Origin of the sequence: Oceanobacillus halotolerans, assembly GCF_010993955.1 — a bacterium.
GTDB classification, from domain to species: domain Bacteria; phylum Bacillota; class Bacilli; order Bacillales; family Amphibacillaceae; genus Oceanibacillus_A; species Oceanibacillus_A halotolerans.
Window position 1 is genome coordinate 169,468 of the sequence record NZ_WIXL01000001.1, and the last position, 12,406, is coordinate 181,873.

At 36.3% G+C, this 12,406-nt stretch carries 13 protein-coding genes and 1 riboswitch; of the genes, 8 read left to right on the forward strand and 5 right to left on the reverse strand.

Annotated elements, in window-relative coordinates; genetic code table 11:
• Positions 1–2: 2 nt before the first annotated feature.
• Positions 3–1,004, reverse strand: a complete 1,002-nt coding sequence (locus GHC26_RS00820; RefSeq protein ID WP_163969356.1) for a DnaD domain-containing protein — start codon at positions 1,002–1,004, stop codon at positions 3–5.
• 424 nt (positions 1,005–1,428) lie between these two features.
• On the opposite strand from GHC26_RS00820, the gene GHC26_RS00825 reads away from it, so the two are divergent.
• From GHC26_RS00825 to GHC26_RS00840, 4 genes are all read left to right on the forward strand, one after another.
• Complete coding sequence (locus GHC26_RS00825; RefSeq protein WP_163969357.1) at positions 1,429–1,599, forward strand: DUF4160 domain-containing protein; 171 nt, start codon at positions 1,429–1,431, stop codon at positions 1,597–1,599.
• A gap of 104 nt (positions 1,600–1,703) precedes the next feature.
• Positions 1,704–2,021, forward strand: a complete 318-nt coding sequence (locus tag GHC26_RS00830; protein ID WP_163969358.1) for a DUF2442 domain-containing protein — start codon at positions 1,704–1,706, stop codon at positions 2,019–2,021.
• A 329-nt stretch (positions 2,022–2,350) separates the two neighbouring features.
• Positions 2,351–2,875: a sigma-70 family RNA polymerase sigma factor gene (locus GHC26_RS00835; RefSeq protein WP_163969359.1), complete on the forward strand. Its 525-nt coding sequence runs from the start codon at positions 2,351–2,353 to the stop codon at positions 2,873–2,875.
• Positions 2,868–3,695 carry an LCP family glycopolymer transferase gene (locus tag GHC26_RS00840; protein WP_163969360.1) on the forward strand — a complete coding sequence of 276 codons (828 nt, stop codon included), beginning with the start codon at positions 2,868–2,870 and terminating at the stop codon, positions 3,693–3,695. The genes GHC26_RS00835 and GHC26_RS00840 overlap by 8 nt, the downstream gene beginning before the upstream one ends.
• A gap of 313 nt (positions 3,696–4,008) precedes the next feature.
• Here the strand turns inward: GHC26_RS00840 and GHC26_RS00845 are convergent, their stop codons facing one another.
• Positions 4,009–5,112, reverse strand: coding sequence for a 5-methyltetrahydropteroyltriglutamate--homocysteine S-methyltransferase (locus GHC26_RS00845; RefSeq protein WP_163969361.1), 1,104 nt, complete (start codon positions 5,110–5,112; stop codon positions 4,009–4,011).
• A gap of 68 nt (positions 5,113–5,180) precedes the next feature.
• Entirely contained in the window at positions 5,181–5,933 is a 753-nt protein-coding gene (locus tag GHC26_RS00850; RefSeq protein ID WP_163969754.1) for a cyclase family protein, read from the reverse strand.
• Positions 5,934–6,020: 87 nt separating this feature from the next.
• Positions 6,021–6,123, reverse strand: a riboswitch (SAM riboswitch).
• Positions 6,124–7,074: 951 nt separating this feature from the next.
• On the opposite strand from GHC26_RS00850, the gene GHC26_RS00855 reads away from it, so the two are divergent.
• Positions 7,075–8,028, forward strand: coding sequence for a ring-cleaving dioxygenase (locus GHC26_RS00855; RefSeq protein WP_163969362.1), 954 nt, complete (start codon positions 7,075–7,077; stop codon positions 8,026–8,028).
• 66 nt (positions 8,029–8,094) lie between these two features.
• Here GHC26_RS00855 and GHC26_RS00860 read toward each other — a convergent pair whose 3' ends face one another.
• On the reverse strand, positions 8,095–8,214 hold the full coding sequence (locus GHC26_RS00860) for a DUF4023 domain-containing protein (protein ID WP_163969363.1): 120 nt from the start codon (positions 8,212–8,214) through the stop codon (positions 8,095–8,097).
• A gap of 1,048 nt (positions 8,215–9,262) precedes the next feature.
• On the opposite strand from GHC26_RS00860, the gene GHC26_RS00865 reads away from it, so the two are divergent.
• Positions 9,263–9,973, forward strand: a complete 711-nt coding sequence (locus tag GHC26_RS00865; protein ID WP_163969364.1) for a nuclease-related domain-containing protein — start codon at positions 9,263–9,265, stop codon at positions 9,971–9,973.
• 31 nt (positions 9,974–10,004) lie between these two features.
• Positions 10,005–10,964 (forward strand): SLAP domain-containing protein, encoded by a 960-nt coding sequence (locus GHC26_RS00870; protein WP_163969365.1) that lies wholly within the window; start codon positions 10,005–10,007, stop codon positions 10,962–10,964.
• Positions 10,965–11,364: 400 nt separating this feature from the next.
• Here the strand turns inward: GHC26_RS00870 and GHC26_RS00875 are convergent, their stop codons facing one another.
• Positions 11,365–12,015 carry a glycoside hydrolase domain-containing protein gene (locus GHC26_RS00875; RefSeq protein WP_205599184.1) on the reverse strand — a complete coding sequence of 217 codons (651 nt, stop codon included), beginning with the start codon at positions 12,013–12,015 and terminating at the stop codon, positions 11,365–11,367.
• Between the two features lie 159 nt (positions 12,016–12,174).
• Between GHC26_RS00875 and GHC26_RS00880 the strand changes: the two genes are divergently transcribed.
• Entirely contained in the window at positions 12,175–12,324 is a 150-nt protein-coding gene (locus GHC26_RS00880; protein WP_163969366.1) for a hypothetical protein, read from the forward strand.
• Positions 12,325–12,406: the final 82 nt, after the last annotated feature.

Below are 12,406 nucleotides of genomic sequence, written 5' to 3' on the forward strand. Positions count from 1 at the left end.
AATCAGCCAACATTGGACTGTTGTTCATTAGACAGTTCATCTATTAATTTTTGTAGCTCGGCACGCTCTCTTTCCTCTTTAGCTTTATCAAGTGTAAGTGATGTTTGAGCACTGTCGAGCCTTTTTTCTTGTTCCTTTTTGCGTTTGATAAACCAATCTGGAACAACTTCTTTTTGTGGTGATGATTGAACATGCGTATAGGACGTTTTTTGCGAGGGAGACTTATTCAAAAAAGCCTCCATTTCAGCATGTGCCTCATCTACAGTTTGGATCCCCTTTTTTATCCAGTTTTGTAAAATGCTTCGTATGTAGCCCCAGCTTGCTTTGTTGCGGTCTAGAGCACGTTTCATTGCCTCTAAAACGAGTGCTTCTCCAAGATCCTTTACCCAATTGGTTAAGTTGTTGGTGACATAAGGGGTAAGGTTCCCAATGTTTTCCTGGTAAAAGACAAACGCGTCGATCTCACGTTGCTTCTGATGCTGTATATTATTTTGTTTATGTATTTGTTTATGTTTAATTAATGGGGCCAGATTGTGGTCTCGTTTGTGGTCCACATTGTGGCTCATGTTGTTTGGTTGTTTCGGATTGTGGTCTGATTTGTGGTTCATGTTGTGGTCCGAATTGTGGACTGTTTTGTGTTCGGCTTGTTTTTCTGGTTCATTATGGACCACACCTTGCACCTCATTTGTGACTTCTTCTGTTTGGCAATCCGTATAATCGGTTAATGAATTTATTTTGTAAATTGCTGACTGATTTCCGCTCTGTGATTCTACACGAATGTACCCTTTTATTTTTAATTCCTCACGTGCACGTTTTAATACGGAGTTGCTTAGTCCTGATTTCAGTGTAAGTACAGACATTGATACGGTAAACGATTCTTTCCATCTTGTTCGATTGTTAATGTGCATGAGACTGTACCATAGGGAAATGGCTGCACTTGATAGTGGATTAATTTCCATTTCCCTATAAAATGCATTAATTTGTTTAATATAATTCATTTTCATCAACCTTTCTCCAACAGATAGACTTCTTCATTCTTATAATCGAAGAAAGTTTGGAAAAAGTGGCATTAAACAGGAAATTTTTAAAAAAAATATGAATGGATGCAAAATAATGCATTATAAGCTTACCTTTCCTGTAAAATGACAGTTGTCAGAAAAAACTATCAAAATAGGGATTTGATTTAGATGATAGTTACTAAATTTGAATTTCTGTATATAAAAATAGAATTAGTACTTCTCGTACATGGTTATTTTGGAATTTTAGCACTTTGATTTGACCTTATTTATGGTATAACTTTTATCTATCGTATTAATTTGGTTATACCCCTCAAATTCCAATTTTCTCAATATTTTTTTGCATGGATTGGAGGAGTGAATTTAGGATTTAGACCAACAATTAAAATGAAAAAATGAGGCGGTGTGTAATTTGCCAAAAATAAGTTACTTTAGTGGAATAAAAATTGTTATGTATTATAATGACCATAATCCACCACATTTTCATGTTATATATAATGGAATTTACACGAGGATGGAAATTGATAATGGAAGTTATATGAAGGGAAATGAACAGTTACCAAAGGCAAAGGAAAATACTTAAATGGCTTGAGATAAATAAAGGATGATATTATAAAAGTGTGGGAAGATTGTATGGCGAACAGAGTACCAAATAAAGTTCCCCCTTTATCTTAGGAGGTGTTCGAGTTGACTTACATTAACAAAGCAAAAATAGTACCTGGTTTAAAAGGGTGGTTATTAATCGAATTTGACGATCGTTCTATTAAATTAGCAAATATTAATCCGATTATGAATGGTGTTTTAGAGAAGTTAAAGGATCAAACTTTTTTTGAGAAGGTATTTGTTGACGATGAATTAAGAACCGTAACTTGGCCAGGTGAATTAGACCTCAATCCAGATAACTTGTATCAAAAAGGGATTGATATAGAACATGTCAAAAATTTGGTGCAAGCAGTAAAGAATAATGATGACTTTAATGATTTTCTAAATAAGGAAATAGTTTGAAGGAAGCAATGGAGAGGAGCTCTTGCTTCTTTTTTTATGCCCACCCAAAAGGAAAAGAATTGACAATAAAACATCTGAAATGTTTAAAAGTGATCGCAAACCTTCACGAAGGAGCGGTTACTTTTTTATTAAGTAGTAGACAATCGTTATAATTAAAAATTTGTGATGAAGTCCGGTTTAACCATGCTATCGCTCCATGATGGTGATGATATTGATATTAAAGAATAAAATACTTAAACTTTTAAACTAAGCGTTGAAACTGAAACTATATTCAACTCATCATCGTCAAACAGATAAATTCAATAAATGATTGGAGACGAGGGGGAGTAATGGACGAAAATCAAAAAGATATCATTCTAGAAGATATTATGATAAAGCATGGTGATGAATTGGTTAGATTGGCCAATCATTATGTAAATGATCAAGAAACCGCAAAGGATATTGTACAAAATACCTTTATTAAATGTTATGAAAAATTGGACAGTTTTCGCTATGAGTCTTCTCTAAAAACATGGTTGTACCGTATTACCATTAATGGGTGTAAGGATTATCTTAAAAGCTGGCATCATCGAAAAGTTCAATTGAAACAATCTGTACAGGATGCAGTAAAAACCATATTTCCGTCAACAGAAGATAAATATATCAGAGAATCCAAAAATCGAGTTATCAGAGATGTCGTATTAGCATTGCCACAACACTATCGAGAAGTGCTTTATCTATATTATTACGAGTCATTAAAAATACATGAAATTGCGGGTGTAACGGAAGTCAAAGAGAGTACTGTAAAAACAAGATTACGTAGAGGGAAAGTAAAATTGAAAAACAGGTTGGAGGAGGTCGGTATTGATGGATGATCATAAATGGAAGGAGTTATTTTCGCACTTAGATGATGAATCTTTACAGTTTACAAAGGGTGATCGGGATAAGACGATGGCGAAGATTAAAGCTGACAGGAAAAAGGTAACCGACAAGCGTTTATCGATATTTCGACTAGGTCCATCTATTGCAACAGTTATGGCCTTGATTATAGCTGCTGGTGTGTTGTTGCCACTCATTTTATCAGAAAGTAATGAAGCTGATCGGGAATTAGCATCTGATAATGAATATGAAAGGTTTTCCTTATTACTAATAGGGGAAGGTTATACCAAGCGAACGGAATTAAATCTATTAGTTACGTATAATGAAGGACGAAACAGTATGAAAGTAGTGCCACTTCCACGGGATTTGTATGTTTCTATTCAAGGTATAGAAGGAAACACCATACATGATAAATTGACTCATGCTGCAGCTTACGGAGGTGGTTCAGAAGCTGTTCAGGAAACGATATCGGAACATTTTAAAATTCCAGTAGACTATTATGCAAGTCTACATATTGAAGATGCTTTTGATGTGTTAGGAATTCACGAACCGATTCGCCATGGTTATGTCGTTAACAAATTGGAGGAAAACCTAAATTCTACTGTTATGACAGATCTGATTGCACAAAGTGAAACGAATATATCAGATCATCAATTTGGCCTGTTAGATCATGAATACACCATAGATTTGATTGATGTAAGTGAAAATTTAGAAACAGTAACAAATGATGATGATATATATTATGTGCAGTTGGATGAAGAAGTTTTGCAAGAGACAACAGAATTGTTGAAAAGCCATTTGGAGTACAATGAATAAAACAGATCTTTTAGCTAGACTGGTTAAGGGGAATCTAAATTGTAAAACAGCGTTGTATTAGCACTCATCTTAAAAAGGATGGAAGTAAGTCAAATTAAAGCTATGACGCAATATATATTAATAGCAACAAACTATGCAAAAAGAGCCATTAGAAAAACTCGCATTCGCTCGTCCTTTAGCGAATGTGTTAGTTTTTTCTTATACTTGGGACATTAAAATTTTAGCAACGTTGAGTCTACTTCTTAGCTAAAATTTTATATTTTCCTAACGTATAAAAAAAGCGAACAGCCTCTAAAGGTGTTCGCTTAAAGTCTTATCTCCAAATCTCTTTAGAAATATCTACAATATATTTCAATTTCGCCCATTGGTCTTCTTCCGTCAAAATATTTCCATGATGTGTAGAAGCAAAACCACATTGTGGACTGATACATAACTGTTCTAGTGGTACATATTTTGTTGCTTCTTCCACACGTGCTTTAATGGTTTCTTTATCTTCTAATTCGCCGTGTTTTGAAGTGAATAAACCTAATACTACTTGAGGGCCATCATTTGGAATGTGCTCCAATGGTTTAAAATCGCCTGAACGGTCATCATCATATTCTAGGAAAAATCCGATTACTTTTTCTTTTGCAAATAAGGTTGGTGCGATTTTAGCGTAACTTCCTTCAAATGCCCATTTAGAACGGTAATTTCCACGGCAAAGGTGAGTCGTTACCACTAAATCTTCTGGTTTATCTTCTAATACTCCATTCACAACACGTAGCGCTAAGCTAATTAATTCTTCTCGGGAATAGCCACTATCATTAAATGGAATTTCTGGTGCATTAAGGCCAGCTATGTACACATCGTCTAGCTGCAAGTAACGGCAGCCTGCATCATAAAAGGCTTTAATAGCATCGCGGTAAGCTTTAATAATATCATTTGCATATTCTTCTACGTCTGGGTAAATGTCCAGGTTACGGATTCCAGCGTTAAATAATTGATTTGGACTTGGAATCGTTTGTTTTGCAATCGCACGGTCACCGACAATTTCTTTAAATTCGATAAAGTCTTTTACATGTTGATGATCTGGGTTAAATGAGATTTTCCCCGTAACCCGTACATCATATCGTTCTGTTTCTTCTCCTTTAAATTGGAAGCCTTGCTCAGGAATGTAGCCCTCTACACCATTTAAATGTTCTAGAAAATCGGTATGCCAAAATCTGCGGCGAAATTCTCCGTCAGTAACAGCTTGTAATCCGACTTCGATTTGCTTATCAACGACTTTTTTAATTTCCTCTGTTTCGATTTCGCGTAGTTCTTGTGCAGTAATAGTACCTTCTTGGAAATCTTTCCTAGCTTTATGAATTCTCTCAGGTCGTAATAAACTTCCTACATGATCTGCTTTAAATGGAGCTTTAACGATTGTTTTTGTCATGAAAGAACACTCTCCTTTAATTTTATTCGTTAACTAAACTTTACACATGGCAGTTCACTCAGTTGATATTATGGCAAAATAGCGAATGAACGTACTGGAAATCCTGTTGCCTTTTCTGGTTTTGGACTGATATTGAAAATGACAGCTCCTTTTGCTGGAACCTGATCCAAGTTCGTTAATAATTCCACTTGAAAGGTATCTTGTTCAAGGACATAATATTCACCGATGAGGGATCCGTTTTCACGGACATCTATTGCTGCATCTGTATCAAATGTTTCATGTCCAACAGCATTAATATTTCTTTCTTCAAATAAAAACTTTAATGCGTCGATTCCCCAGCCTGGACTGTGGCTATTTCCCTCTTCATCTTTATTTTCAAATTTCTCTTTGTCTGGCCAACGCTTACTCCAGTCAGTGCGTAACGCCACGAATGTTCCTGGTTCAATTTTTCCATGCTCTTCTTCAAATGCAAGGATATCCTCAACAGACAAGATAAAGTCATTATTTTCTTGTGCTTCCTTGGACTTATCAATCACAATGAGTGGGAGAACAAGTTCCTTTAACTCTAGTTCCTCCAAGTATCGCTGGTTGCGAACAAAATGGATTGGTGCATCTATATGTGTTCCATATTGTCCTGGAAAGTTAAAACGTTGTGCAAAAAAGCCATCATCATGTGTGAAAAGTGTTTTTGTTTCGGCATCATCAAACGCTGAAAAATGTGGAGAATCTGGTCCAAACGTATGTGTAAGATCAATCCATTGTTTGTTTTGCAGGACTTCAATAGCCTTTAATAATTCATTTTCTACTTTTACGGTTGTCAATTCAATCACCTCATAAATTAGTATAGAAATCAAAAACCCCTCTTCTTAAAAATAAGAAGAGGGGTAAATATATTAGGTTCCCTACTCCTCTTATCTTCAAGCATCATGCTACTGGAATTGGCACAGTACTTTAAAAAAGTCCGCTGCCGAGGCTTCAAAGGGCCAGTCCCTCCACCTCTCTTGATAAGGAGAATTTTTAAAATATTAAGTTATGTGAATTACTATACGCGTAAAAAGATTTTCTGTCAATATAAAATGGGAATTTTCTTACTTAATATTCATTTTGTAAGGCACTTTTCGTATACTTTGTTGTTTTCACAGTGTTTTCTTTCCCTCGGGGGAACGCTTCAGCCTCCTCAATCCAAAAGCGTAAGCGCCTTGATCACACCCGACAAGCTTAAGACGAGCCTCGGCGTGGCGTTTTGTGCCCGTGATGAGGATTGACTTAAGACCTCGAGGGTGTAGGCGCTGTAGCTAGACATCGCGAGCAAAAAGCCCTCGCTGTGGGGTCTTCAGACTGTTCCTTTTCCCGTAGGAGTCTCGCATTTTCCGCTGCTTGGAATAGTTTCCCTACAGAAGCAAGAAGAGTAAGAAGATATGATGAGAAACATATAATTATATTGAATATTTGGCTGGCCACAGCTCCGTAACAACGGATTACCATTAATAATGATATAGAACAAAAAACACATCACTAGCGGAGGAAAAACACGAAGACTCCTGTGGGAAGTAGGAGATCGGTGAGATCCCACAGGGTGCTAGCCCGAGGAGGCCACCACTCCCCCGCGGTAAAGAAGAAACTGTGAAAACATAAGTTTGAACAGATGTCGCACTTATGCCCCTGGTGAAAGCGTAGTGTATTTTCGTAGCGGTATTCATAAGCTAAACTATTGCGTATAATACATCTTATATACACGTTGTTTTATACTAGAAAGCAACAATCTTTTGGACAAAGGCTTTTTTTAATGATCAAAACACCGAATTAACATAATCTACTGGTCGTTTAGCACACTATTTAATATCCCCATTTTTGACAGGTATCTATCCCCATGATACAATTATCTCGAATTGGAGATAAATTGATTAGTAATAATATGCCTTTTATATATAAATATAAGGAATATTGAATGGAGGATAATGAATGAGTGAGCTAAAAGGATTACACCATGTAACTGCAATAACAAGTAGTGCAGAAAAGAACTATGCATTTTTTACCGATGTATTGGGAATGCGTTTAGTGAAAAAAACAGTTAATCAGGATGATATAAGGACATATCATTTATTTTTTGCCGATGATGTGGGTAATCCGGGAACTGATATGACGTTTTTTGACTTTCCTGGGATTCCAAAAGGTTCACACGGCACGGATGAAATCTATAAGACTTCCTTTCGTGTTCCGACCGATGAAGCAATCGACTATTGGGTAAAACGATTTGATGAATTGTCTGTGAAGCACTCTGGCATTCAAGAGCAATTTGGTAAGAAGGTATTGCCGTTTGTTGATTTTGATGATCAACAATATCAATTAATTTCAGATGAACATAATGATGGTGTTGAACCGGGTACACCTTGGCAAAAAGGACCAGTTCCATTAGAGTACGCAATTACTGGTTTAGGGCCATTGTTTGTACGGGTATCTAACTTTGATTACTTTAAAGAAATGATGGAAAAAGTATTGCGATTCAAAGAGATTGATGAAAATGGTGTGTTCCATTTATTTGAAGTTGGAGAAGGCGGCAATGGTGCGCAAGTCATTGTAGAATATAACCCAGTATTACCACGCGCCCGTCAAGGGTATGGAACGGTTCATCATGCTGCATTTCGAGTGAATGACCGATCCGAATTAGATGAATGGGATAAATATATGCGTCAATTCGGTTTTCAAACATCTGGATTTGTGGATCGTTTCTTCTTTGGATCGCTATATACGCAAGTAGCACCACAAATCTTATTTGAATTTGCCACAGATGGCCCAGGATTCATGGGAGATGAACCATATGAAACACTTGGCGAAAAATTGTCCCTGCCACCATTCTTAGAATCAAAACGCGACCAAATCGAAAAAATGGTCCGCCACATCGACACCACTCGCTAGTGCCTGTCACCACCCGAATTTTGTCGAATTATATTAAACAAAAGACATTAAGCGAAATAATTACGCTTAATGTCTTTTGTTTGGGAGTTTTCTAGCATGATTTCCTTTGGCTTGACGACGTTTGTTACGGGAAGCTTTTCGTTGGTTCTCGTGCAATCTTTCCACATAATCATGGGTGTCGTCCATTTTGGGAATCGCCCTCCTAGGTTTGATTCATTTTCTATTAATAGGATAACCAATTATTTTTAAAATATACACTCCAGTCGGTATTTGAGGAATTTCTTGCATGGAAAAGACAGTTGGGATATTAACGAAATCAGGATTGGAAAGTAATCGTTTTAGTAGGTTAATTTAGGGTGAAAAAGTGAAAAGTAGTTTCTTGAAAATAAGTAATTTGAGTCTGGAAAAATGAATGTAATCGGTGTTTCTTGATTTTCTGATTGTAGACTTTGGGAAATTAAGAAGGATTTCACACATGAAGAAGGCAATTTTTTTCATGCAGATAAACCTCCAACCAACACCTGATAATATGGATGGTAAGTGAGTGTGTGAGGTAACACCATAATTGGTTGCGATAACAAAGTATATGTTTTTGATGATAAGTCGGACAGAAAGACCCTCTATGCATTTAAGGCGTAGAAGGTCTTTCTGTATATTTTAAGTGGAGGGAAGAGCCAGAGATTCCCCCTTCCAATCATAACTTACCTTTTCACCATGTGAAAATAAGATAAAGTCCAATTCCTCCATAAGTGACAAACGTACTAAGTAACAATTGTGTTTCAACTGCGAGCGTTGTTTGGGCAAAGAGATAGGTCGGTAATGTGATTAGGGAAATAAAAATAATAATTACCCAAGTCTTTGCCCATATCGAAACACTGATTAAGAAGATTCCTGTCACAATGGCAATAATAAGTGACCCTATTGTCCCAAAAGTATAAAATTTTAGACAAGAAGTGGACTCGGCGTAGCTAAAATTTTTACGTCCCAAGTATAAGAAAAACTAACACCATCGCTAAAAGACGAGCGAATGCGAGTTTTTCTAATGGAATAGAAAGGTAACAGAAATTAACACTTGTATTTTTAAAATAGTAATGTCGTACTTTGTCGAATTAGTATATAATGGACTTTGTCACAAAGGTGTCATGATAGTTTCAGATTAAATGCTGTGACTCTTTAATAGAAGGAGGGTACTACTCTCTCCATATAACATATTACATGAGAAGGGGTAGAAACATTGGCCGTCATCCATAAAGGACATAATCAATTAGAAGAAAAAGCAAATATGTATTTAACCCTATCCATCATTTGCTGGGTGTTTCCAATTCTTTACTTTTATGCATTTATACAAGGTTTTTCTTTCGATGGAATTTTTCACCTATTGCCAATTATTCCAGCATGGATGAGTGTATTATTTTGGCGACAATATACACGATTAAAGTCGGGTATTCAAGGTGAAAAGCAAACTGGAAATGCATTAAGAGGATTACCTGATGGGTATGAGGTATTTACCTCCGTCCGTGTAAGTACTTATGATGGGAATGCAGAAATGGATCATGTGATTATTGGTGATAACGGAATTTTTATTGTCGAAGTAAAAAATCACAAAGGTACCATAGTAGGAAGTGAAGAGGATGGATCTTGGACACAGCATAAAGTTGGCCGAAAAGGTGGGGAATATTCGAAGCAAATGGGCAACCCTGTCAAACAAGTTAGAAGACAAGTGTTTCTGTTATCTTCTTATTTAAAACAGCATAATATTAGGCTTTGGGTAGAAGGAGCAGTATTCTTTTCGAATCCGAAGACATTTGTCGATGTTATAACCGATCGAAATCCTGTTATCACAACACCAAGTGAATTAAATCGTTATTTAACAAGTTACGTTCCAAGGAAAAAAGTAAACCCTGCTGATATTGAGAAAGCAAAGAAACTATTAATGACATCTTAAATGAACATAACAAAGGAAGAAGGAATCGTGAATGAAGAAAGTACTAGGAATCATATTTATTTCATTTATATTATTTTTGGCAGCATGTAGCAACGATCAAGAGGTAACAGAACCTAAGGAAAATAAAGACCCAATGAATTTAAAAGATGAAGAAATGATTGAAATTGCCCAAGATTTACAAACAACCCTTGTTACAACGCTATTTGATCAAGAGGAAGAAGTGGACTTTGCTAGTTTAGAAGAGGAACTCTATATTCAGGATGCAACAATAAATCCAGAGCTTTCCACTTATGAAGAATATACGGATTTAAATTCTTATGATATAAGTTTAGAATTTGAAGAAGAAAGTGTGGAACTACAAGAAGAGGAATTTTCATATAATGGCACTATGATAGAAACCTATGATCATCCAGATAAAACATATATCTTTACGAATGAAGTTGAACTAACCATTCACTATGATGAAGAAGCTGGCAAGTATAAAATTTCTGAGCAAGACATTACACGAGTTGATGATGAGAGAACCTATGCAACTGAGCAGCCAATTGTGTGGACAGAGGAACAATTAGAAATTAATGAAGAAGACGATTTAAAACAAGTTCAATATTCGTTGAATGAGTTGGGTGATGTGGAGAAAGATGCCATTGCTATTAATGGACGCTTTCAATTAGATTCAGAGGGAAAACAGGAGTTAGTATTACAAGTATTTATCCGAAATGGATATGACGTTCCAATCTATAACATTAATGGTGATATTGATGTTGTTGTAACGGAAACCGAAGTTGATGAGAATGGAGAAGAAATCGAAGTGGAAACACCAATTGCTTCGGCTTACTTTGATTTATCCAATATAGGTACTATTCCAGCTGGATCTACAAAGTGGTGGTCCATTCGTTATGCCGAAGATTACTTATTAGTGGATATTAATAACTATGATCTAAATAAAGAACATGAATATACCATTACCAACTCACTAGATTACAGTTATTAAACAGAAAATCCTCCTTTTTCTGGGATGGTTTTCTGATGGATAGCGTAGAAACATTCTCAGTGCTCTTTCGGGGAGTTTTAAAGCAGAAAAGGAACAGAGAAGCTATCTCAGTGTCCCTTTAAAAGATTTCCAAGCGAAAACACAACAGGGGAGCGATTTCAATACTCATTTCACACTTATAAAAGCTATTGTAGCCACAGATAATGGTGTATCACTGAATGCGGCCATCTAACAACGTAAAAAGAAAAGAGTCATTTAACCTCTTTGGCAATAATGTAATCAACCTAAGAAAAGGAGGGGAATGACTCAATTATAATTTAACCAACTAAGGTATCGATCTTTTAAAAATAATAATAAACGTATAGTCGAGCGATATGACCGCGTTACCCCCATCATCGTCTTACCAAAGTGCCTGAAATAGTCTCGAATCCATTAGGTTTGTATCAATTGGACATGCATCTGCGTTTTCCCCATATTGCCATGCCCATACATTTGAAGTGCAATTCGGTTCAAGTGGGTTAAATGTGGGTGCATTGTTTTTTTTCGTAACACCTGGTGTAGGTTCTTCACTCCAGATCACAGCTTGTTGACTTACTTGCTCGTCATTGGCAACAGCAGTACAATAGGCTTGATTAAATGTGTCCGTGTCTGGTGATCCATAAATTCCAGGACGATATCCACTTGGGTACATGGCATCAACCCACCCACGAATCCATCCTTCATCAATATCGAATGACTTCTCTGTGTTGGCAAAAATAAATGTACCTTCTGGAATTCCAATCCTTCTTGCATGGAAAATAGCATTGGCTGTGGCTACTCTGCCATTTCGATAGCCAGTCGCTCGTGTGTAAGCATTATAAATCGGTAAAATTTTAACGCCATTTTCATGTAGCAAGTTAACTTCTTCCTTTGTAAGTCCATCTGAAACATTTTCAACGGTCGTTAAGTATCGCCCCCAATAACTTGGTTTGCCAAAATTCTGAACAGTACAAGTGTATAATTCGCTCGTTACACTAGCAGCAGAATCCACTCCCCATATTTTATTTGGCATTTCGTTTCCTCCTTATTGTTTAAACAGTATCTTGATATGTATATGTAGAAAAACTGAAGAAGGAACAGAGGACAATCCATAATTTGTGACATCTTACATAATTATTGTTTGCAAACAAAAACTAAGTAATCATGGATTGGTTTAAAGGAGGGATATTGGGTGGTCAACAAACAAAAGGAATTTAATAATCAATTTAAAGAGAATCGAAACCATGGAGAACATCGGAATGGAAGAAAAAGTCAATTTAAGAACCATAATGCACATGATGGAGAGGGTCAGCCTGATGAATATATAAATGAAAAGAAATAAAACGTATTTATAGAGCAGAAGCAGGTGTCAAAACGGGTTGTGCACCTGCTTCTATTTTACACGTTAGGAAAGTATAAAGTTT

Coding starts and splice junctions, on each gene's coding strand:
- GHC26_RS00820 (WP_163969356.1), bottom strand. CDS start 1,004: ATGAAAATGAATTATATTAAACAAATTAATGCATTTTATAGGGAAATG.
- GHC26_RS00870 (WP_163969365.1), top strand. CDS start 10,005: ATGAAGAAAGTACTAGGAATCATATTTATTTCATTTATATTATTTTTG.
- GHC26_RS00845 (WP_163969361.1), bottom strand. CDS start 5,112: ATGACAAAAACAATCGTTAAAGCTCCATTTAAAGCAGATCATGTAGGA.
- GHC26_RS00840 (WP_163969360.1), top strand. CDS start 2,868: ATGGATGATCATAAATGGAAGGAGTTATTTTCGCACTTAGATGATGAA.
- GHC26_RS00835 (WP_163969359.1), top strand. CDS start 2,351: ATGGACGAAAATCAAAAAGATATCATTCTAGAAGATATTATGATAAAG.
- GHC26_RS00875 (WP_205599184.1), bottom strand. CDS start 12,015: ATGCCAAATAAAATATGGGGAGTGGATTCTGCTGCTAGTGTAACGAGC.
- GHC26_RS00860 (WP_163969363.1), bottom strand. CDS start 8,214: ATGGACGACACCCATGATTATGTGGAAAGATTGCACGAGAACCAACGA.
- GHC26_RS00855 (WP_163969362.1), top strand. CDS start 7,075: ATGAGTGAGCTAAAAGGATTACACCATGTAACTGCAATAACAAGTAGT.